Annotated in this window: 21 protein-coding genes and 1 pseudogene; 16 read left to right on the top strand and 6 right to left on the bottom strand. The window is 62.6% G+C overall.

What is annotated here, in order from left to right; all coding sequences use genetic code 11:
• Positions 1 to 126 precede the first annotated feature (126 nt).
• The 3 genes and pseudogenes from GM658_RS12950 to cueR form a co-directional block, all read left to right on the top strand.
• Positions 127 to 762, top strand: coding sequence for a ShlB/FhaC/HecB family protein (locus tag GM658_RS12950; RefSeq protein WP_155454457.1), 636 nt, complete (start codon positions 127 to 129; stop codon positions 760 to 762).
• A gap of 81 nt (positions 763 to 843) precedes the next feature.
• The gene (locus tag GM658_RS12955) at positions 844 to 3,024 is read left to right on the top strand and encodes a heavy metal translocating P-type ATPase (RefSeq protein ID WP_155454458.1); all 2,181 of its coding nucleotides are present in this window, start codon (positions 844 to 846) and stop codon (positions 3,022 to 3,024) included.
• Positions 3,025 to 3,027: 3 nt separating this feature from the next.
• Positions 3,028 to 3,408, top strand: a pseudogene (gene cueR / locus GM658_RS12960) (Cu(I)-responsive transcriptional regulator); the annotation flags it as partial.
• Here the strand turns inward: cueR and GM658_RS29295 are convergent.
• Both GM658_RS29295 and GM658_RS12970 read right to left on the bottom strand, forming a co-directional pair.
• Complete coding sequence (locus GM658_RS29295) at positions 3,409 to 4,155, bottom strand: sulfite exporter TauE/SafE family protein (protein WP_155454459.1); 747 nt, start codon at positions 4,153 to 4,155, stop codon at positions 3,409 to 3,411.
• Between the two features lie 79 nt (positions 4,156 to 4,234).
• A complete protein-coding gene (locus GM658_RS12970; RefSeq protein WP_155454460.1) occupies positions 4,235 to 4,933 on the bottom strand; it encodes an FMN-dependent NADH-azoreductase in 699 nt (232 codons plus the stop codon).
• A 111-nt stretch (positions 4,934 to 5,044) separates the two neighbouring features.
• Between GM658_RS12970 and GM658_RS12975 the strand changes: the two genes are divergently transcribed.
• Positions 5,045 to 5,923 (top strand): LysR substrate-binding domain-containing protein, encoded by an 879-nt coding sequence (locus tag GM658_RS12975; RefSeq protein WP_155454461.1) that lies wholly within the window; start codon positions 5,045 to 5,047, stop codon positions 5,921 to 5,923.
• Positions 5,920 to 6,669: a glutathione S-transferase gene (locus GM658_RS12980; RefSeq protein ID WP_155454462.1), complete on the top strand. Its 750-nt coding sequence runs from the start codon at positions 5,920 to 5,922 to the stop codon at positions 6,667 to 6,669. The genes GM658_RS12975 and GM658_RS12980 overlap by 4 nt, the downstream gene beginning before the upstream one ends.
• Here GM658_RS12980 and GM658_RS12985 read toward each other — a convergent pair.
• Positions 6,650 to 6,853 carry a heavy-metal-associated domain-containing protein gene (locus GM658_RS12985; RefSeq protein WP_155454463.1) on the bottom strand — a complete coding sequence of 68 codons (204 nt, stop codon included), beginning with the start codon at positions 6,851 to 6,853 and terminating at the stop codon, positions 6,650 to 6,652. The genes GM658_RS12980 and GM658_RS12985 overlap by 20 nt on opposite strands.
• Before the next feature lie 142 nt (positions 6,854 to 6,995).
• On the opposite strand from GM658_RS12985, the gene GM658_RS12990 reads away from it, so the two are divergent.
• From GM658_RS12990 to GM658_RS13000, 3 genes are read left to right on the top strand one after another with little or no spacing between them, the layout of a single operon-like run.
• Positions 6,996 to 7,709 carry a DUF4349 domain-containing protein gene (locus tag GM658_RS12990; protein WP_170298789.1) on the top strand — a complete coding sequence of 238 codons (714 nt, stop codon included), beginning with the start codon at positions 6,996 to 6,998 and terminating at the stop codon, positions 7,707 to 7,709.
• Entirely contained in the window at positions 7,706 to 8,125 is a 420-nt protein-coding gene (locus tag GM658_RS12995) for a VOC family protein (protein ID WP_155454465.1), read from the top strand. Before GM658_RS12990 ends, GM658_RS12995 begins: the two co-directional genes overlap by 4 nt.
• A complete protein-coding gene (locus GM658_RS13000; RefSeq protein ID WP_155454466.1) occupies positions 8,125 to 9,024 on the top strand; it encodes a LysR substrate-binding domain-containing protein in 900 nt (299 codons plus the stop codon). Before GM658_RS12995 ends, GM658_RS13000 begins: the two co-directional genes overlap by 1 nt.
• Before the next feature lie 71 nt (positions 9,025 to 9,095).
• Here the strand turns inward: GM658_RS13000 and GM658_RS13005 are convergent, their stop codons facing one another.
• The 3 genes from GM658_RS13005 to GM658_RS13015 all read right to left on the bottom strand — a co-directional run bounded on the left by GM658_RS13005 (position 9,096) and on the right by GM658_RS13015 (position 11,973).
• Positions 9,096 to 10,880, bottom strand: coding sequence for a PhoH family protein (locus tag GM658_RS13005; protein ID WP_155454467.1), 1,785 nt, complete (start codon positions 10,878 to 10,880; stop codon positions 9,096 to 9,098).
• 238 nt (positions 10,881 to 11,118) lie between these two features.
• A complete protein-coding gene (locus tag GM658_RS13010; protein WP_155454468.1) occupies positions 11,119 to 11,574 on the bottom strand; it encodes a peroxiredoxin in 456 nt (151 codons plus the stop codon).
• Between the two features lie 24 nt (positions 11,575 to 11,598).
• Positions 11,599 to 11,973 (bottom strand): Mth938-like domain-containing protein, encoded by a 375-nt coding sequence (locus GM658_RS13015; RefSeq protein WP_155454469.1) that lies wholly within the window; start codon positions 11,971 to 11,973, stop codon positions 11,599 to 11,601.
• A gap of 133 nt (positions 11,974 to 12,106) precedes the next feature.
• Between GM658_RS13015 and GM658_RS13020 the strand changes: the two genes are divergently transcribed.
• The 8 genes from GM658_RS13020 (at position 12,107) to GM658_RS13055 (ending at position 19,266) form a co-directional block, all read left to right on the top strand.
• The gene (locus tag GM658_RS13020) at positions 12,107 to 13,339 is read left to right on the top strand and encodes a pyridoxal phosphate-dependent aminotransferase (protein ID WP_155454470.1); all 1,233 of its coding nucleotides are present in this window, start codon (positions 12,107 to 12,109) and stop codon (positions 13,337 to 13,339) included.
• A gap of 21 nt (positions 13,340 to 13,360) precedes the next feature.
• Positions 13,361 to 14,683, top strand: coding sequence for a homoserine dehydrogenase (locus GM658_RS13025; protein WP_155454471.1), 1,323 nt, complete (start codon positions 13,361 to 13,363; stop codon positions 14,681 to 14,683).
• A 269-nt stretch (positions 14,684 to 14,952) separates the two neighbouring features.
• Positions 14,953 to 15,672 (top strand): beta-ketoacyl synthase chain length factor, encoded by a 720-nt coding sequence (locus GM658_RS13030; RefSeq protein ID WP_155454472.1) that lies wholly within the window; start codon positions 14,953 to 14,955, stop codon positions 15,670 to 15,672.
• Complete coding sequence (locus GM658_RS13035) at positions 15,665 to 16,438, top strand: lysophospholipid acyltransferase family protein (RefSeq protein WP_155454473.1); 774 nt, start codon at positions 15,665 to 15,667, stop codon at positions 16,436 to 16,438. Before GM658_RS13030 ends, GM658_RS13035 begins: the two co-directional genes overlap by 8 nt.
• Positions 16,431 to 16,685 (top strand): phosphopantetheine-binding protein, encoded by a 255-nt coding sequence (locus GM658_RS13040; RefSeq protein WP_155454474.1) that lies wholly within the window; start codon positions 16,431 to 16,433, stop codon positions 16,683 to 16,685. Before GM658_RS13035 ends, GM658_RS13040 begins: the two co-directional genes overlap by 8 nt.
• Before the next feature lie 10 nt (positions 16,686 to 16,695).
• Positions 16,696 to 16,968, top strand: coding sequence for an acyl carrier protein (locus GM658_RS13045; RefSeq protein WP_443093811.1), 273 nt, complete (start codon positions 16,696 to 16,698; stop codon positions 16,966 to 16,968).
• Positions 16,968 to 17,516, top strand: coding sequence for a COG4648 family protein (locus GM658_RS13050; protein WP_155454475.1), 549 nt, complete (start codon positions 16,968 to 16,970; stop codon positions 17,514 to 17,516). Before GM658_RS13045 ends, GM658_RS13050 begins: the two co-directional genes overlap by 1 nt.
• A complete protein-coding gene (locus tag GM658_RS13055) occupies positions 17,509 to 19,266 on the top strand; it encodes an ApeI family dehydratase (protein WP_155454476.1) in 1,758 nt (585 codons plus the stop codon). The genes GM658_RS13050 and GM658_RS13055 overlap by 8 nt, the downstream gene beginning before the upstream one ends.
• Positions 19,267 to 19,276: the final 10 nt, after the last annotated feature.

The following is a 19,276-nucleotide window of genomic DNA, read 5'->3' on the forward strand; positions in this document are numbered from 1 at the left end:
CAAGTTTGTCAATGATAGCGCCAAATAAGCAACACTCAACCGTGCGTGCCCATGCGGGAGTAAAATATACCTGTCACTTTGGCCATCTCGCCTAAATTAGCAGGGTGATTGCCCGGGAGAACGAAAATGAATAGCCCCGCGCCTCGTCTGGTCGGCATGGCCGCATTGGCCATCGCCTGTGGAAACCTTGCAGCCGCTCCCCTGCGGGCCGAGCGCGAGCGTGAGCGAGCGCCTGCCACTGTGTTCGACCTGAGCGCCAGCCAATCGAGATTGTCCGACTGGCCCGGCAATCCCAACGCCAATAATGTCACTGTGCGCCTGGCTGCGAGCATGACGCAGTTACTGCCGCGCGATTGGTTCGTGAAAGCCAGCGTGAATACCCAGTACAACTCGGGCGACCTGACATTGCAGGATGCACTGGCGCCGCCTGTATTCACCTCGCTCAACATGATGCGCGACCGCGACGTGCTGCGCGATGGCGGCATCGGCAGCAATCTCGAGCTGTACTCGCCCAATATGTGCGCCTCGCTGTTCCGCAATTGCCGCGCCCTGATGTTCTATGACCGCAATTACATCCGCTACAACCGCAATTACGCCGGGCAGCTGCGCAGCGGCCGCGTTGGCAGCATCGGCGTTGGCGTGCGGATGTTGACGGGCAAGCGTTCCAGCCTTCAGCTCGACTATGGGCGGGTGGTGCGTTCGGACCAGATGCCGGATGACGACCGCTCGCGCCTGACGCTGCGCATGGGTTATCGATGGTAAAAGGCTCTAAAAAATAGTCCTTGACCTTCCCATCATGGGATACTTGATACTGGTCGCCAGAATACAGGCGAGGAGTGTCCCATGAGTCAGTTCCAGCAAACCGTCCGCATTGAAGGCATGAGTTGCGCATCCTGCGTGCGCCGCGTCGAGAAGGCGCTGGCCACCGTGCCGGGTGTGGCCCATGCCGCCGTCAACCTGGCCACCGAGACAGCGCGCGTCGATTCCGATGCGCCGGTGGCATTTGCCGCCTTGCAGCAGGCTATAGGCAAGGCCGGCTATACAGCCAGCGAACTGGCCGCCCCGGCGGCCGATTCCGCACCGCGCATTTCCGAAGGCTTGGCCGTGATCCTGTCCGCCATCCTGTCGGCGCCGCTGGTGGTGCCGATGGTCGCGGAGTGGTTCGGCCTGCACGTGATGATGCCGGCATGGCTGCAATGGCTGCTGGCGACGCCGGTCCAATTCATCTTCGGGGCGCGCTTCTACCGCGCCGGCTGGAAGGCGGTGAAAGCGCGCGCAGGCAATATGGATTTGCTGGTGGCGCTTGGAACGTCGGCGGCATACGGCTTGAGCGTCTACCTGGCGCTGTCTCCGTCGCAGGGCATGGCGCACCTGTATTTCGAAGCTTCGGCGGTGGTGCTGACCCTGGTCTTGCTAGGCAAGTGGCTGGAAGCGCGCGCCAAGCGGCAGACTGCTTCCGCCATCCGCGCCTTGCAGGATCTGCGGCCAGTGACGGCGCGTGTGCGGCGCGAGGGGGAGTCTGACGCAGACCTGCCGATCGAGCAGGTGAGGGTGGGCGATATTGTGGTGATCCGTGCCGGCGAGCGCGTGGCGGTGGACGGCGAGGTGGTCGATGGCGCGAGCCACGTCGACGAGTCGCTGATCACCGGCGAGAGCCTGCCGGTTGCCAAGCATGCGGGCGACCGCGTGACCGGCGGCGCGATCAATGGCGAGGGCTTGCTGCTGGTTCGCACCAGCGCGACCGGGGCCGAGACCACGCTGTCGCGGATCATCCGCCTGGTGGAAGACGCGCAATCGGCGAAGGCGCCAGTGCAGAAGCTGGTCGATCAAGTCGCGGCGGTCTTCGTGCCGGTGGTGCTGGTGATTGCGGTGTTGACCTTCATTGGCTGGTGGATGGTGTCCGGCAATGCGGAGCAGGCCCTGATCAACGCGGTCGTCGTGATGGTCATTGCCTGTCCATGCGCGCTGGGACTGGCTACGCCGGCCGCCATCATGGCAGGTACCGGCGTCGCTGCCCGCCACGGAATCCTGATCAAGGATGCTGAAGCGCTGGAAATGGCGCGCCAGGTCGATACGGTGGTGTTCGACAAGACCGGCACGCTCACGCAGGGCAAGCCGGTGCTGGCGCAGTTGCTGCCAAACGGTATCGCCCGCGAGCGCGCGCTGCAGCTTGCCGCCGCCATCCAGCGCGGCAGCGAGCACTCGCTGGCACGTGCCGTCCTCGATGCGGAGACGGCTGCCGGGGGGGCGGCGCAGCTCACCGCGAGCGCGGTGACGACGCTGGCCGGACGCGGATTGGCGGCGCAAGCCGATGGCATGGGCCTGCTCCTTGGCAGCGGGCGCCTGATGGCGGAGCGCGGCGTAGACCTGGCGTCACTTCAGCAGCGCGCCGCAGAATTGGAAGCGCAGGGCCATACCATCTCATGGCTCGCCGAAGCCGGCGCCGGTGGCGCCAGGCTGCTTGCACTGCTGGCCTTCGCCGACCAGCCCAAGCCGCATGCCCGCGCGGCAGTCGAACGCCTGCATGCACGCGGCATCGCAACCGTCATGCTGACCGGCGACAACGCGGGCAGCGCGCAAACCGTGGCGCAAGCGCTTGGCATCGGCCATGTCGAGGCGAATCTCCTGCCGGCCGACAAAACGACGGTCATCGCGAAACTCAAGGAAGAAGGCAAGCGCGTTGCGATGGTCGGCGACGGCATCAACGACGCGCCTGCCCTGGCCGCGGCGCATGTCGGCATAGCGATGGCCACCGGCACCGACGTTGCCATGAACGCCGCCGGCATTACATTGATGCGCGGCGAACCGCTGCTGGTGGCCGACGCGATCGATATTTCGCACCGCACCTTCAGCAAGATCCGCCAGAACCTGTTCTGGGCCTTCATCTACAATGTGGCGGGGATTCCGTTGGCCGCACTCGGCATGCTGAACCCATTGCTGGCCGGCGCCGCCATGGCATTCAGTTCGGTCAGCGTGATCAGCAACGCGCTATTGCTGCGCAGCTGGCAACCATCGAAGGAATAAGCAATGAATATCGGACAAGCTGCCGCCGCTTCCGGCGTAAGCGCCAAAATGATCCGCTACTACGAGAGCATCGGCCTGGTGAAGGAAACTGCGCGTACCGACAGCGGCTACCGCATCTACGGTGAGAAGGACCTGCACGCGCTGCGCTTCATCAAGCGCGCGCGCAACCTGGGCTTTTCGCTGGAGCAGATCGGCGAGCTGTTGTCCTTATGGCAGGATACGAAGCGCGCCAGTGCGGACGTCAAGTCGATCGCCATGGGGCATGTGGATGAACTGAACCAGCGCATCGTGGAACTGACCGAAATGCGCGACACGCTGGCAAGCCTGGCGAAGGCTTGCCACGGAGACGAGCGCCCCGATTGTCCTATCCTGCAGACCCTGGGATCAGCGCAGGAACATGTACACGGTGAGCACTGCGCCCACCAGCACGACAAAGATGCGCATCAGCTGCGGGGGAAGGCGATAGATCAGCCACGATCCCAGAAGGCCGCCCGCAATACCACCAGCGCATAAGGCCAGGGCAGCAGCCCAGCTGATCATGCCGGAGAAGGCGAAGATCAGCGTGGCCGAAGCGTTCATCGCCATTGCCAGCATATTCTTGGTGGCAGTGGCGGCGCGGATCTGCTGGCCGGCGATAGTCAGCGCGGCCAGCATCAGGAAGCCGATGCCGCCGCCGAAATACCCGCCATAAATCGAAATACAGAACTGGATAACGGCCAGCACCGGCTTGGGCATGCTGGATGCCGCGTGTATCGGCTGGCGGCGGAAGGCGCCCCAGGCAAACATGGCGGTCGCGAACAGCACCAGCCAGGGCACCAGCCTGGCGAAGAAGGTCGGCGGCGTGATCCACAGCAGGATGGCGCCGAAAATGCCGCCCACGATGCTGATCGTGAACAGTTGTGCGAACGATAAGCCGCTCACGCCTTCAGCAAATTTGCGGCCGGCGACGGCGGACGTGGTCTGGCTGGGGAACATGGCGACCGTGGACGTCATGTTGGCGGCGACCGGATTGAGGCCCGCCAGCAGCAGGGCAGGGAAGGTGATGAAGGAGCCGCCGCCAGCCAACGCATTCTGCGTGCCGGCGAAAAGTCCTGCTGCGGCAAGCAGTAAGATGGTGTGGAGTTCGGGCATCGGTCCATTATAGCCAAGCCGCCCGGATCTTGCCGGGGAGGCCCCGAAGGTAGGGGCCTCCCCGGCCACCGCCCGCCGCTCAGGCGACGCGGCGCTCCGCTGGCACGCGCCCTGCGGCGACGCCTTCCGCAATGCGTGCGGTGGCGTGTTCCGCGTCGGCGATGGAGCGTGCCAGGCGCTCGTCGGCAAATTCGTCATATTCGATGGCGGCGCCGTACGTTTCGGTCACGCCCAGATAGCGGAAGACGCTGCGCACCGATCCTTCAACGTGATTGATGCCTTCCAGCCTTTGCCCGGGACCGTAGCCGTAATCGCCGCGCGAAGAGAGAATCACCAGCTGTTTGCCGGCATCCGCCAGCAGCGGCCAATACGGTTCGCCAGGGCGCGAGCGGTCGAAGCCGAAGGTCCGTCCAACGCGCACAATGTTGTCGAGCCAGGCCTTGAATTGGGCTGGCGGTCCAAAGTTATACATGGGCACACCGGCGACGATAATGTCTGCCTGCAGCAGTTCGTCGACCAGCGCATCGCTTTGCGCAAGCGCTTCCGCCATCCAGGATTCGCGTTGCGGCGGCGGAGTGAAGGCCGCATGCACCCATGCGCCGGTGACGGGCGAGGGCGGCTGCGCGCCGACGTCCCGATAGATGACTTTTGTCCCACTATCGAGCTGGAGGTAACGCGCGACGAAATGCGCAGTCAGGCGCCGGGTGTGCGAGCCGTGTGCCTGCTCACCCGAACGGCCCGGCCGTGCACTTGAATCGATATGCAGGATGGTGGTCATTTGTTCTCTCCTATGTGTTTGCGATGGCCACACTGTGCGCCTGCAGCCGGCCACGGACAAACGATCATTTCTCAGCAGATGGATGAACAGGATTCATGTATAGTAAATAACATGAGACGCCGCCTGCCATCCCTTTCCGCCCTGCGCAGCTTTGAGGCAGCCGCCCGGCTGCAAAGCTTCAAGCTTGCGGCCGAGGAACTGTCGGTCAGCGCAACCTCTATCAGCCACCAGGTGCGTGCGCTGGAGGAAGCGCTGGAAGTACGGCTGTTCCTGCGCAAGACACGAGCCGTCGAACTGACGCCCGAGGGACGCATCCTGCAGCATGCAACCGGCAACGGTTTTGACGCCATTGCGGCCGGTGTCGACAGGCTGCGGCGGGAGCAGCGCCGCACCGTTACCCTGTCAACCACACCGGCCTTTGCCGCGCGCTGGCTGGTGCCGCGGCTGACGGCCTTCAACGCGGTTTATCCCGATATCGCCCTCAATGTCCAGGCCAGCAACAAGCCGGTCGACCTGGCCGGTGGAGCAGCCGACCTGGCAGTGCGCGGCGGGGCCGGGCATTTTCCCGGCTTGCGATCGCGGAGGCTGATGCAGGCCGGCTTCGCTCCGGTGGCCAGCCCGCGCCTTAAACTCCGGAAGGCCAGCGACGTGGCGCGCCATCCGTTGATACATTTCGACTGGCAGCGTGGTTTTCGCGGCGCACAGACCTGGGACAAGTGGGCCAAGGCGGCAGGTGTGGCGCTGGACGCGACTTCCGGTGTACGCTTTTCCGAAGAATCGCACGCAGTGCAGGCAGCCATTGCCGGGCAGGGCGTCGTGCTCACTGCCTTGCCCCTGGTGCGAGAGGAAATCGGCATGGGGCTGCTGCAAGCACCGGTGGGGCCGGTGCTGGGCGGATTTGACTTTTATGTTGTGCGGCCCGAGGGCGGCGATCCGCGCGAGGAAGTGCGCGCCGTCGAGGAGTGGCTGCTGGCACAGGAGGTGGAATGATGGAGCCTTACAAGCTTTACTACTGGCCGACGATCCAGGGCCGCGGTGAATTCGTGCGGCTGGCGCTGGAGGAGGCCGATGTCCCATATATCGATGTGGCGCGCGGCAAGGGCGGCATGCAGGCGATGATCGACGTGATCGCCGGCGGCCGCGATGGTCGCGCCGCCTTCGCCCCGCCGGTATTGCAGGCGGGCGGGCTGCTGATCGGGCAGACCGCCAATATCCTGATGTTCCTTGGCGCGCGCCACAAGCTGGCGCCGCGCTCGGAAGAGGGACGGCTGTGGTGCAACCAGCTGCAACTGACCATTGCCGACATCGTGGGCGAGGCGCACGACACGCATCACCCGATTTCCGTCAACTTGTATTACGAAGAGCAGGCACGCGAGTCGCGCTCCAGGGCGCGCGATTTTGTCGTCGAGCGCATCCCCAAATACCTCGACTACTTCGAATCGGTGGTACGCGCCAACCCGGGGCGCGGCGGCTGGATGGTGGGCTCGCGCCTGAGCTACGTGGACCTGTCCATGTTCCAGCTTCTCGATGGCTTGCGTTACGCCTTTCCCAAGGCGATGGAGGCTTACGCTGAGCGCTGGCCAGGCTTGATGCGCGTATCGGGGCGGGTGGCCGCGCGGCCAAGGATCGCGGCCTACCTGGCGTCGAAGCGCCGGCTCGCCAATAACGAGGATGACGTGTTCCGCCATTACCCCGAGCTCGAGCGCGGCGTGCGGGTCAAGCCGCTGCGCGGGTGACCGGGTAGCCGGCGTCCTCGATGGCGGCCTTGATCGGTTCCAGTGCTGCGGTCGAGTTGACCTTCACGTGCCTGCCCTTCAGGTCTACTTCGACGAATGCTGCTGGGTCAACGGTGTGCACGGCTTCGGTCACGGCCGACACGCAGTGGCCGCAAGTCATGTTTTCTACGGTCAGTTCGTACATTTGGAGGTCCTTTCGTCATATGGGTAAACGTACTTTAATCCTTTCCACCATTGTAAGGTCAAGCGTGCTCGCGCTGCTTTTGCTGCAGGGCTGTTCGCAGCACTCGGAACTGGCCTTTTCGGGCCCCCAAGGTGCCGCACACATGGCGGAGCCGAGGGCTTCGGGCAGTCCTGCGGCGCCAGGGGCCCAGCGCAGCAAATACCTGGCATATGAGCATTCGGTGACCATCGACGCGTCAGAAGCAGGCATCAAGCCGCTGCTCGACAAGCTGGTGGCGGCATGCCAGGCTGACGTGGCGAACCAATGCACCTTGCTTGCCTCGGGCGTGACGGGAGGCCGTGAGTCGAGCGCACATGTCCGCGTCCGCATCAAGCGCGAGGGCGTTGAAAAACTGATCGCGCTGGCGGCATCGGGCGGCGAAGTCGCCTCGCGCAACACGACCGCGGAAGACCTGGAAGGCCCCATCCGCGATAATGCCAAGCGCCTCGATATGCTGCGCTCCTACCGCGAGAAGCTGTTGGCGCTGGAGAGCAAGGTGGGCAACAACGCCGAAGCATTGATCAAGCTGTCGCAGGAACTGGCAACCGTGCAAAGCGAGCTTGAAGCTGCGGCCGGCGTCGAGGCGCGCCTGATGGAACGGGTCAATATGGACTTGCTGAATATTGCGATCCAGTCGCATAGCCAGCGCGGCTTCTGGTCGCCGGTGCAGCGCGCAACGCGTGACTTCGGCAGCAATCTGTCCGAGGGCATTGCCAGCGCAATTACCGGCGCGGCCTACCTGCTGCCATGGGCGCTGATCCTGTTTGTTCTCGGCGCCATCGCGCGCAAGATCTGGCGCAAGGTGCGGCGCAAATGAAGCAATCCATTGCCCACATCGCCCTGGTAGTGCGCGACTATGACGAGGCGATAGAATTTTACGTCAACACGCTCGGCTTCGAACTGCTGGACGACACCTGTCAGCCGGAGCAGGACAAGCGCTGGGTGGTTGTTGCGCCCCCGGGCGGCAGCGGTGCAACGATCCTGCTGGCGCGCGCTTCCCAGCCGGAGCAGGAGGACTTTATCGGCAACCAGGCTGGCGGCCGCGTATTCCTGTTCCTGAATACCGATGATTTCTGGCGCGACTACGAACGCCTGAAAGAAAAGGGCGTGCGGATCGTGCGCGAGCCGAAGCAGCAGGACTACGGCATGGTCGCCGTCTTTGCGGACTTGTACGGCAACCTGTGGGACTTGCTGCAGCTGAATCCCGACCACCCGATCGCACGGCGCCTGTGATGGATGACCTGAACGACCTCTATTATTTTGTACAGGTAGTCGAGCATGGCGGCTTCACGCCGGCTGGCCGGGCGCTCGGAATGCCGAAGTCGAAATTGAGCCGGCGCATTGCGGCGCTGGAACAGCAGTACGACGTGCGCCTGCTGCAGCGGACCACGCGGCACTTTTCCGTCACCGATACGGGGCGCGAGTTTTACCAGCAATGCCTGGCCGTGCTGGCGGAAGTACAGGGTGCACGTGAAGTGATGGAGCGCCAGCGTTCGGAACCGCAGGGCGTAGTGCGCATCAGCTGTCCAACTGCCCTGCTGGAATACCGCATCGGCCCCCTGGTCGCGCGCTTCATGAAGCAGTGGCCGAAGATACGGGTGATGCTGGAAGCAACCAACCGTCGCGTCGACGTGCTGGGCGAAGGGGTCGATATCGCGCTGCGCGTGCGCTTCCCGCCGTTGGAATCGAGCGACCTGGTGATGCGCGTGCTGTCGAACAGTCCGCAGCGCCTGGTCGCAAGCCCCTCGCTGCTGAGACCCAGGAAGTCGCTCAAGAACCCGGAGGCGCTGGCGGCGGCGAATTTACCAAGCCTGGACTGGGGACCGCCGCGCGACCATGCCTGGCAGTTCGACGGCCCGAATGGCGCGCAGGCGACCGTTCGCCACCAGCCGCGCTACGTCACGGATGATATGACGGCGCTGCGCCAGGCAGCGGCGGAGGGCGTTGGCGTGGTGCAGTTGCCCTGCATGGTGGTGGAAGATGCGCTGGCCAGCGGGGCGCTGATCGACGTGATCCCGGGCTGGGTGCCGAAGGGCGGTGTGATCCACGCTGTATTCCCGTCGCGGCGCGGACTGCTGCCTGGCGTGCGCTTGCTGATCGATTTCCTGGCAGAGAACATCCAGAAGGACTAAAAAAAAACCCACCAGCCGGAACGCGGCCTGGGCCGCGCTCTGCGCAGGTGGGGCTTTTTGCTGCCAGCCAGTTAAAGCACGTCGCTCGCGTGATCCGCCAGGCGGGAACGCTCGCCGCGCGCCAGCGTGACGTGGCCGCTGTGCGCCCAGCCCTTGAAGCGGTCGACGACATAAGTCAGGCCAGACGAGCCTTCGGTCAGGTAAGGCGTGTCGATCTGGGCGATATTACCCAGGCACAGGATCTTGGTGCCGGGGCCGGCACGCGTTACCAGGGTCTTCATCTGCTTCGGCGTCAGGTTCTGCGCTTCGTCGATGATCAGGAACTTGTTGACGAAGGTACGGCCGCGCATGAAGTTCAGGGACTTGATCTTGATGCGCGAGCGGATCAGGTCCTGCGTCGCCGCACGGCCCCATTCGCCGCCTTCGCCGTCGGACTTGTTCAGCACTTCCAGGTTGTCGTCGAAGGCGCCCATCCATGGACCCATCTTCTCTTCCTCGGTACCCGGCAGGAAGCCGATATCTTCGCCCACCGGCACCGTGACGCGGGTGACGATGATCTCGTTATACAGCTTGGTTTCCAGCACTTGCGCCAGGCCGGCGGCCAGGGCGAGCAGGGTCTTGCCGGTACCGGCCTGGCCCAAAAGGGTGATGAAGTCGCACTCGGGGTTCATCAACAGGTTCAGCGCGAAGTTCTGCTCGCGGTTGCGGGCGGTCACGCCCCACACGCTGTTCTTGTTGTGCGAGTAGTCGCGCAGGGTTTGCAGGACGGCGGTCTTGCCGTTGATCTGCTTCACCTGAGCGTAGAACGGCGACTCGCCGTTGTTCGGTTCCAGGAACACGAACTGGTTCACCAGCAGGGACGGGATGAACGGGCCGGTCACGCGGTAGAAAGTGCTCGACTGGCCGTGCTTGTTCTCCTGCCAGGACTCCATGTCCTTGCCATGCTTGTTCCAGAAATCGTCCGGCAACTGGACGATGCCCGAGTACAGCAGGTCGGTGTCTTCCAGAACGTGGTCGTTGAAGTAGTCTTCCGCCGGCAGGCCCAGGGCGCGCGCCTTGATGCGCATATTGATGTCTTTCGACACCAGCACCACGGCGCGGCCAGGCTGCTCCGCTTCCAGCGAACGCACCACGGCCAGGATCTGGTTGTCGGCCTTACCTTGCGGCAGCCCTTCCGGCAGGTCGGCTACCTGCACCTTGGTCTGGAAGAACAGGTGGCCCTTGGCATCCTTGTTACCCAGCTTGTTCAGCGGGATGCCGGTTTCCATATCGTCGTCGTCGGTGTTGCTGATCAGGGCATCGAGGGTACGCGATACCTGGCGCGCATTGCGGGCGACTTCGGTCATGCCCTTCTTGTGGTTGTCCAATTCTTCCAGCGTCATCATCGGCAGGAAGACGTCGTGTTCTTCAAAGCGGAACAGCGAGGACGGGTCGTGCATCAGCACGTTGGTGTCGAGTACGAACAGCTTGGTGTTGCCCAATACATCGGCCTTGCGGCTGATGGCGGACTTGAGCACCACTTCGTGGGCCTTGTGCTTGGCCGGGTGCGGTGCATCGGCCTTGATCGGCGTGACCTTGGAGCGAGCCTGCGGCGCGGCTTTGGTGCGCGGCGGGGCTGGCACGTCGTCCGGCAGTTTGACGGACTTCAGCGCGGGTGTCTTTTTCGCCGCAGCCTTCTTGGCTACGACGGCTGGTTCTTTCACTGCTTTGGCAGCAGTTTTTGGCGCCGCTTTCTTCGGCGCTGGTGCTGCCTTTTCTTCGGTAGGGAAGGGAACCGGGTTTGCTCCGCTCGCCTTCGGGTAGTCTTTAGCCAGCAGCAGGGTCGCTGGCTTGCTAGGCAGTTTTGGCAGTGGCATCAGGATCTCAATCTCAAAAAGGATGCGCCCACGCGAAGGCGGATGCCTGGCATGGACGTATGCGGGGGTGAATCGGAAAAACTAAAGGATGCCTGGCGGGCGTCTGCGTCGCCCGAAAGCCGGTGGGCATGCCACCGGGGACAGTGGGTGGAAGGACTTACTCGACTCAAAATCTGGCTGACACGTTCAAATGACAAGCTCCCGTTGAGCTAACACATTCGCAGCGAGGGCCTTGCCATCAGCCCAGGTTTGCCACGAATTCCAGCACTTCATCGACGTGACCTGGTACTTTCACGCCTCTCCATTCTTTCACCAATTGGCCTTTTGCGTCAATCACAAACGTGCTGCGCTCAATGCCGCGTACATCTTTACCGTACATTTTTTTCATCTTCATGACATTGAAGGCCAGGCAAACCGCTTCGTCCGGGTCGGAAATCAGTTCGAAGGGCAAGCCCAGTTTCGCCTTGAAGTTTTCGTGCGAGCGCAGCGAGTCGCGGCTGATGCCGTAAATTTCAGCACCGGCGGCGGTGAATTTGTCGTGCAGATCGCGGAAGGCCATGTTCTCGGTGGTGCAGCCGGGGGTGTTGTCTTTCGGGTAGAAGAACAGCACGGTGGCTTTGGCCGGGCGGCCGGAGAGCTGGAAGGTCTGGCCGCTGGTCATGGCGGCGCTGAAGTCGGGGATGGTTTGGCTCATGCGCGTGTATATGGGGGCAGAGTTTTATTTTTCAATGATCAGTGCCAGCAGGGCTTTGCGGCCTTCGCCCATCAGGATGTTGTAGGTGCGGCAGGCGGCGTTGGTGTCCATGCATTCGACGCCGATCTGCTTGCCGATCAGCGGCGCGGTCAGGCGCGGGTGGACGAAGCGCTGGCGTTCGCCGGTGCCGAGGATCACCACGTCCGGGCTTTCGGCCAGCAGTTGTTCGAAGTGTTCGACGGTCAGTTCCTCGAACTTTGCCACCGGCCAGGCGCGCGGCGCGCTTTCAGGCAAAACCAGCAGGCTGTGGGCGAAAGGCTGGCCGTTGATCTCGACTCCACCGTCGAAATAGCCGGAAACGGTCTGGTATTGGCCAGTGGTGCTGGAGTGGAGCTTCATAACTTTTCGCTATATTTAAATACAATAGAGATCTTATTGTAACGTTTTGCGCATATCGATGGTTGATTAAACCAATTTAATTCGGCAGAATGGATATTTTCGCATTGCAGCATTTTCATGTAAGGGATTGATTTTGCGTCCGGTTCAGAAATCTAACAAGCTAAACGAGATTTGCTACGAAATCCGCGGTCCGGTGCCGGAGAAGGCCCGCCTGATGGAAGAAGAGGGCCACAAGATCATCAAGCTGAATATCGGCAATATGCAGCCGTTCGGTTTTGATCCGCCCGACGAGATTGTCCACGACATGATCGTGAACCTGCCGAATGCGGCCGGATATACCGATTCCAAAGGCTTGTTCGCGCCGCGCAAGGCGGTGATGCACTACACCCAGCAGAAGAAGGTCGCCAATGTCACCATGGACGACATTTACCTGGGCAATGGCGCGTCGGAACTGATCGTGATGTCGATGAACGCGCTGCTGAACAATGGCGACGAGGTGCTGGTGCCGGCGCCGGACTATCCGCTGTGGACCGCGGCCGTCAGCCTGTCCGGCGGCAAGCCGGTGCACTACGTGTGCGACGAGCAGCAGGACTGGTACCCGGACATTGACGACATGCGCAAGAAGATCACGCCCAATACCAAGGCGATCGTGGTCATCAACCCGAACAACCCGACCGGCGCGCTGTATCCCGACGAGGTGCTGCTGCAGATTATCGAACTGGCGCGGCAGCACCAGCTGATCATCTACGCCGACGAAATCTACGACAAGGTGCTGTATGACGGCGTCACCCACACTTCGATCGCCGCACTGTGCGACGACGTGTTCTGCGTGACCTTCAACGGCTTGTCCAAGAGCTACCGCTCCTGCGGCTACCGATCCGGCTGGATGGTGCTCTCGGGCGAAAACAAGAAATATGCGAAGGATTACATCTGGGGCCTGAACATGCTGGCCTCGATGCGCCTTTGCGCCAATGCGCCGGGCCAGTTTGCGATCCAGACTGCGCTCGGCGGCTACCAGAGCATCAACGATCTGGTGGCGCCTGGCGGGCGCTTGCTCAAGCAACGCGACCTGGCATACAAGCTGCTGTCCGAGATTCCGGGTGTCAGCGTGGTCAAGCCAAAAGCTGCACTGTATATGTTTCCCCGCCTCGATCCAAAGATCTACCCGATCGCGGACGACCAGCAATTCGCTTACGAACTGCTGGAAGAGACCAAAGTCCTCATCGTGCAGGGCACGGGCTTCAACTGGCATAGCCCGGACCACTTCCGCGTGGTCTTCCTGCCGAACTCGGACGACATGGAAGATGCATTCGGCCGTATCGCGCGCTTCATGGAAGGCTACCGAAAACGGCACGGGCACAGCTAACAACACCAGGGAATTTGAAAGATGAAATCGATTAAAGTAGGTTTGCTGGGCGTAGGCAATGTGGGCGCCGGCACGTTCAGCGTATTGCGACGCAACCAGGAAGAGATCCGCCGCCGCGCCGGCCGCGGTATTGAGATTGTGGCCGTCTCGGCCCGCAACCTGGAGCGCGCAAAAGAGCGCACCGAAGGCCAGTGCAAAGTCGTGGCAGACCCGTTCGCGATCGTCAACGATCCGGAAATCGATATCGTCGTGGAGCTGATTGGCGGCTATGACACCGCCAAGGAACTGGTGATGCAGGCCATCGCCAACGGCAAGCACGTGGTCACCGCCAACAAGGCGCTGCTGGCCATGCATGGCACCGAAATCTTCGCCGCGGCCCAGGCCAAGGGCGTGATGGTGGCCTTCGAGGCGGCCGTTGCGGGCGGCATTCCGATTATTAAAGCGCTGCGCGAAGGCCTGACCGCCAACCGCATCGAATGGATCGCCGGCATCATCAACGGCACCACCAATTTCATCCTGTCCGAAATGCGCGACAAGGGGCTGGACTTCGACACTGTGCTGAAAGAAGCGCAGCGCCTGGGCTATGCCGAAGCCGATCCGACCTTCGACATCGAAGGCGTGGACGCGGCGCACAAGGCGACCATCCTGTCCGCGATTGCCTTCGGCATTCCTGTGCAATTCGACAAAGCGCATATCGAAGGCATCACCAAGCTGCAGGCGATCGACATCAAGTACGCCGAACAACTGGGCTACCGCATCAAGCTGCTGGGCATCGCGCGCCGCGCGCAGGTGAACGGCGTCGACGGCATCGAACTGCGCGTGCATCCAACCCTGATCCCGGCCAAGCGCCTGATCGCCAATGTGGAAGGCGCGATGAATGCGGTGCTGGTGCAGGGCGACGCCATTGGCGCCACCATGTACTACGGCAAAGGCGCAGGCCCGGAGCCGACCGCTTCCGCCGTGATCGCCGACCTGGTCGACATCACCCGCCTGGCGACGGCCGATCCGGAGCACCGCGTGCCGCACCTGGCCTTCCAGCCGAACGCGATGACCGACATCAAGATCATGCCGATGACCGAGATCACCACCAGCTACTACCTGCGCATGACGGTAGTTGACCGTCCGGGCGTGCTGGCCGAGCTGACCCGCATCCTGGCCGACGCCACCATCTCCATCGACGCCATGATGCAGAAAGAGCCGGCGGAAGGCGAGACCCAGGCCGACATCATCCTGCTGACGCACCAGACGCAGGAAAAGAACGTGGTCGCAGCAATCGAGAAGATCGAAAAGCTGGCCAGCGTGGTCGGCAGCGTCACCAAGATCCGCCTCGAGAACCTCGCGTAATAAAAGTCGGGGTCAGCTCTGGCAATCGGACATTTGTGTCGCGGCGCAAGCGCCGAGACACAAATGTCCGATTGCCAGAGCTGACCCCGACTTCCATAACTGTTGTCAATTGACACGAATTTCGTGACAATTCGATAGTTTTGATGCTCAATAGCAATTTATTTTTGTACATTGATTAATATTTGGGCATCAGTGTAAATCCCTTCGTTTATAATTCGTGCTTCCCTGAAAAGGGTATATAAAAAAGCAAGTTGCACGAGAATAAGTAAATGAGCGGGGTGAGTTTTTCTATCGTCAGGCAGGCGGCATGGGCACCGTCTTTGGCCGCGCCGGAGGCGTGGCTGGAGTGGTCGCGCGCACCTTTTTTGCCTGGTACGGAGGGGGAGCCTGGCGTCAAGGCCATGCCGCCGATGCTGCGTCGCCGCGCCGGCCAACTCGGCAAGATGGCGCTGGAAGTGGCCTATGAATGCCTGGGCGGAGAGTCCGGCATCCCTATTGTTTATTGCTCGCGCCACGGCGAGGTTGGCCGTTCGGTGGAGCTGCTCGATGCCATGGCGCGCGGCGAAGCCCTGTCGCCGACGGCTTTCGGCATGTCCGTCCACAACGCCAATCCCGGGCTGTTCACCATCGCCCGCAAGGAACAGGCCAATCACATCGCGCTGGCAGCCGGTCCGAGCTCGCTGGAACATGCGGTGATCGAAGCCTGCGGGCTGCTTGCCGACGGCGCGCCCCAGGTACTGCTGGTGATGGCGGATACCGCCTTGCCGGAACTGTATTCCCATTTCGAAGATTGCGACGAGCAGGCATTCGCTTTCGCCTGGCTGCTGCAGCCGGGCGCGGAGCTGTCGCTTGGCTGGCAGGCCGGCGCCGAAGCGCCGCAGGAATCCATGCCGGGCGCGCTGCAGGTGCTGCGCTTCTTCCTGTCCGGCGAACGGCAATTGGTGCGCCTGGCGGACCAGCGACAATGGCAATGGCAAAGACATGTTTGAGAAGGCGTTCATGTATTGGCGGGTGCTTGCCACCGGCTTGAGTTTCGCATTGTTCGGCATGGGCGGCGTGCTGCTGCGCGTGGCGGTGTTCCCGCTGCTGAATCTATTGGTGCGCAACGAGGCAACCCGTGTGCGCCTGTCGCGCGACCTGATTCGCCACAGCTTCCGCGTCTACATCGAGATGATGCGCGTGCTGGGCGTGCTGCGCTACGAATTAAGTGGCCTGGATAAACTGGAGCGGGGCGGCCTGCTGATCCTGGCCAACCATCCAACCTTGATCGATACCGTGTTCCTGATGGCCTTTGTCAAAAAGGCTGATTGCATTGTCAAGGCCAGCCTGCGCGACAACCCGTTTACCCGCGGACCGGTGCGCGCTGCTTCGTATATCGCCAACAGCGGCGGGGCAGAACTGGTGGACGATTGCATTGCTTCGCTTGAGCGTGGCAACAACCTGATCGTGTTCCCTGAGGGGACGCGTACCGGTGCCGACGGCGTGATTGCGCTGAAGCGCGGCGCCGCAAACATCGCCGTGCGTGGCGAACGCGATATCACGCCCGTCGTAATCCAATGCGCGCCAGCCACCCTTGGCAAAGGGGAGAAGTGGTGGCGCGTGCCGCCGCGCCGGGTGCACTTCAGCATCACGGTGCAGGATGACGTGGCGATCAGCCACTTTACAAGCGAGGGCGCCAGCGAAGTGCTGGCTGCGCGCCGCCTGACCGATTATTTACAACATTACTTTGCGGGGAAATACCAACATCATGTTTGAGCAGGAAGTCAAAGAAATGATCATCGATGTGCTCCAGCTGGAGGACATCAGCCCGGACGACATCAACGCGGAAGAGCCGCTGTTCGTCGAAGGCCTGGGCCTTGACTCGATCGACGCGCTGGAACTGGGCGTGGCGCTGCAAAAGCGCTACGGCATTTCGCTGTCGGCCGATTCGGAAGATACGCGCCGCCACTTCGCTTCCGTGCGTGCGTTGGCTGCCCTGGTTGAAACCCAACGCAAGCAATAAGGAGAGCAGCGTGGTTGATCTGAATGCAATGAGCAAGGATGAACTGTACCAGTGGGTGGTGACCCTGCTGGCGGAAATGTTCGAACTGGATGTGTCGGAAGTGACGCCGGCCACCAACCTGTACGAAGACCTGGACATCGACAGCATCGACGCCGTCGACCTGGCCGTGAAGCTGAAGCAGCTGACCGGCAAGCGCATGGGCCCCGAAACCTTCAAGACGATCCGCACCATCGATGACGTGGTGGCGGCATTGCAAGGACTGGCGACCGCCGAGGCAGCCTGATGCTCTGGAACGTGTTGACCGCGGCGTTGACGCTGCTCTATCCGCTGGCGATCTGGCTTGGCCACGGCCAGCTGGAGCCGCGCTGGCTGGCGTGCGTGCTGCTGCTGGCGGCTGCGAGCCGCCTGCCGGCCCTGCGCATCAGCGCGGCGGCGCGCTGGTCGGTGGCGGGCGCGATGGTGCTTGCCGCACTGGCCGTCTGGAGCAACGTGCTGCTGCCGTTGAAGCTCTATCCGGTGCTGGTCAACATGGCTTTCCTGGCGGCGTTCGGCTATAGCCTGACGACGCCTGTTTCAATGATTGAACGGCTGGCGCGCCTGCGCGAGCCGGATTTGCCGCCGGAAGGCGTTGCCTACACGCGCCGCGTGACCCAGGCCTGGTGCCTGTTCTTCGTGGTGAATGGTTCGATCGCGCTGGCGACGGCGCTGTGGGCCAGCGAGGCTGTATGGTCGCTGTACAACGGGGTGATCTCTTATGGTTTGATGGGGCTGATGTTCGGTGGAGAGTTCCTGCTGCGCCGGCGCATGCGCAAGGCGGTGTCGCATGCGTGATGCCTTGCTTCAGTTGCCGGTGTCGCTGGCGGCGTGGCCAGCCCATGCCGTAGCCGGATGGCGCGGTTCACAGGCCGTCAGCTGCGCCTCCCTTGTACAGCGTGTGCAGGATTGGAGCGTGATGCTCGCCGCGCAGCCGGGCTGCCAGTTTGCGCTGTACTTTGAGGATAGCCTTGAATTTGCAGCGGCGCTGCTGGGTGCGTGGCAGGCCGGGAAGACTGTCTGGCTGACGGCCGACGCGTTGCCCGCTTCTTGCGCAGCGCTGCGCACCCGGGTCGACGGCTTCCTTGGCGAGTTTCCCGCGGACTGCGCTCCGCTCGCGGCGCCAGCCCGCGCCGTAACCGCCACGCGCAGTGGCGCCACGCCAGCAATGCAGGTGCTCGATGGCGCGTTTGAGGCTCTGGTCGTGCATACGTCCGGCAGCACGGGCGCTCCGCAAGCGATCCCTAAACGGCTGTCGCAGATGTCCAGCGAAGTGGATGTGCTGGAGGCGATGTTCGGCGACATGCTTGGGGCGGACGCGGCGGTGCTCGCCACCGTCTCGCACCAGCATATTTATGGACTACTATTCAAGGTTCTGTGGCCATTGTGCGCTGGGCGTCCTGTGGTGGCGGACAGCGTTGCGTATCCTGAAGAACTGGCGGCGCTGCTGGCGGAACGTCCGTCGCTGCTGGTCAGCAGCCCGGCCCACCTGAAGCGCTTGCCGCAGCTGGCCGGCTGGCAGGACGCGCGCGCCCAGCTGCGCGCCGTGTTCTCGTCCGGCGGCCCGCTGCCGGAAGAAGCAGCATTTGCCTGCGCCGATTTGCTCGGCAAGGCCCCGATTGAAGTCTACGGTAGTTCGGAGACGGGCGGCATAGCCTGGCGCCAGCGCACACGCGCGGACAGCGCGGCATGGACTGCCTTCCCGAACGTCGAATGGCGCCTGGACGAGGAGGGCGCGCTCGCCGTCCGTTCGGCGCACCTGGCTGACGACACTTGGCTTCATCTGGCCGACCGCGCCGAAGCGACCGATGATGGCCGGTTCGAGCTGCGGGGCCGCGCCGACCGTATCGTCAAACTGGAAGAAAAGCGTATTTCACTCGACGCGCTGGAGGCAGCCTTGCGCGCCAGCCCGCTGGTCGACGAAGCCCGCCTGATGCTGGATGACAGCGCCGCGCGCTCCTGCCTGGCCGCTTTCGTGGTGCTCTCCGCCGAAGGTCGGGCCCGATTGCAGGCGGAAGGCAAGCTCGCCTTGAACCGCAGCTTGCGTGTACTGCTGGCCGCAAGCGCGGAGACCGTCGCCTTGCCGCGCCGCTGGCGCTACCTGGACCAGTTGCCGGTCAACGCCCAGGGCAAAACCACGCACGCTGCACTGGCCGCGCTACTGGTGGAGCAGGCAGCTCCTGTTCCCGCCGATGCGGGTCGTCCGACCGAGCCGGAATGGCGCGAGCTTGAGCGTGAAGACGCCAGCGTCAAGCTGTCGCTGACCGTGCCGAAAGACCTGCTGTATTTCGAAGGCCACTTTCCGGGAAGCCCGATCCTGCCCGGCGTGGTGCAAGTGGACTGGGCTATCGCACGCGGACGCCATTACTTCGAGATGCCGCCGGTATTCCGTGACATCGCCATGCTGAAATTCCAGCAGGTCATCGCGCCTGGCGCAACGGTTCAATTGGAATTGGCCTGGGATAGCGCCAAGTCCAGCATGCAATTCAAATACCTGTCCGATGCAGGACAACACGCAAGCGGCCGCGTACTGTTCGCCGCCGACTGACCTTCAACCC

The organism is Massilia eburnea (assembly GCF_009720745.1).
GTDB lineage: Bacteria > Pseudomonadota > Gammaproteobacteria > Burkholderiales > Burkholderiaceae_D > Rugamonas > Rugamonas eburnea.

Bases quoted from the DNA above. Each gene is read 5' to 3' on its own strand.
- GM658_RS12970 (WP_155454460.1), bottom strand. From the start codon at position 4,933: ATGACCACCATCCTGCATATCGATTCAAGTGCACGGCCGGGCCGTTCG.
- GM658_RS12990 (WP_170298789.1), top strand. From the start codon at position 6,996: ATGGCGGAGCCGAGGGCTTCGGGCAGTCCTGCGGCGCCAGGGGCCCAG.
- GM658_RS29295 (WP_155454459.1), bottom strand. From the start codon at position 4,155: ATGCCCGAACTCCACACCATCTTACTGCTTGCCGCAGCAGGACTTTTC.
- GM658_RS13015 (WP_155454469.1), bottom strand. From the start codon at position 11,973: ATGAAGCTCCACTCCAGCACCACTGGCCAATACCAGACCGTTTCCGGC.
- GM658_RS13005 (WP_155454467.1), bottom strand. From the start codon at position 10,880: ATGCCACTGCCAAAACTGCCTAGCAAGCCAGCGACCCTGCTGCTGGCT.
- GM658_RS13010 (WP_155454468.1), bottom strand. From the start codon at position 11,574: ATGAGCCAAACCATCCCCGACTTCAGCGCCGCCATGACCAGCGGCCAG.
- GM658_RS13030 (WP_155454472.1), top strand. From the start codon at position 14,953: ATGAGCGGGGTGAGTTTTTCTATCGTCAGGCAGGCGGCATGGGCACCG.
- GM658_RS12980 (WP_155454462.1), top strand. From the start codon at position 5,920: ATGATGGAGCCTTACAAGCTTTACTACTGGCCGACGATCCAGGGCCGC.
- GM658_RS12995 (WP_155454465.1), top strand. From the start codon at position 7,706: ATGAAGCAATCCATTGCCCACATCGCCCTGGTAGTGCGCGACTATGAC.
- GM658_RS13000 (WP_155454466.1), top strand. From the start codon at position 8,125: ATGGATGACCTGAACGACCTCTATTATTTTGTACAGGTAGTCGAGCAT.
- GM658_RS13040 (WP_155454474.1), top strand. From the start codon at position 16,431: ATGTTTGAGCAGGAAGTCAAAGAAATGATCATCGATGTGCTCCAGCTG.
- GM658_RS12985 (WP_155454463.1), bottom strand. From the start codon at position 6,853: ATGTACGAACTGACCGTAGAAAACATGACTTGCGGCCACTGCGTGTCG.
- GM658_RS13035 (WP_155454473.1), top strand. From the start codon at position 15,665: ATGTTTGAGAAGGCGTTCATGTATTGGCGGGTGCTTGCCACCGGCTTG.
- GM658_RS12950 (WP_155454457.1), top strand. From the start codon at position 127: ATGAATAGCCCCGCGCCTCGTCTGGTCGGCATGGCCGCATTGGCCATC.
- GM658_RS12975 (WP_155454461.1), top strand. From the start codon at position 5,045: ATGAGACGCCGCCTGCCATCCCTTTCCGCCCTGCGCAGCTTTGAGGCA.
- GM658_RS13025 (WP_155454471.1), top strand. From the start codon at position 13,361: ATGAAATCGATTAAAGTAGGTTTGCTGGGCGTAGGCAATGTGGGCGCC.
- GM658_RS13050 (WP_155454475.1), top strand. From the start codon at position 16,968: ATGCTCTGGAACGTGTTGACCGCGGCGTTGACGCTGCTCTATCCGCTG.
- GM658_RS13055 (WP_155454476.1), top strand. From the start codon at position 17,509: ATGCGTGATGCCTTGCTTCAGTTGCCGGTGTCGCTGGCGGCGTGGCCA.
- GM658_RS12955 (WP_155454458.1), top strand. From the start codon at position 844: ATGAGTCAGTTCCAGCAAACCGTCCGCATTGAAGGCATGAGTTGCGCA.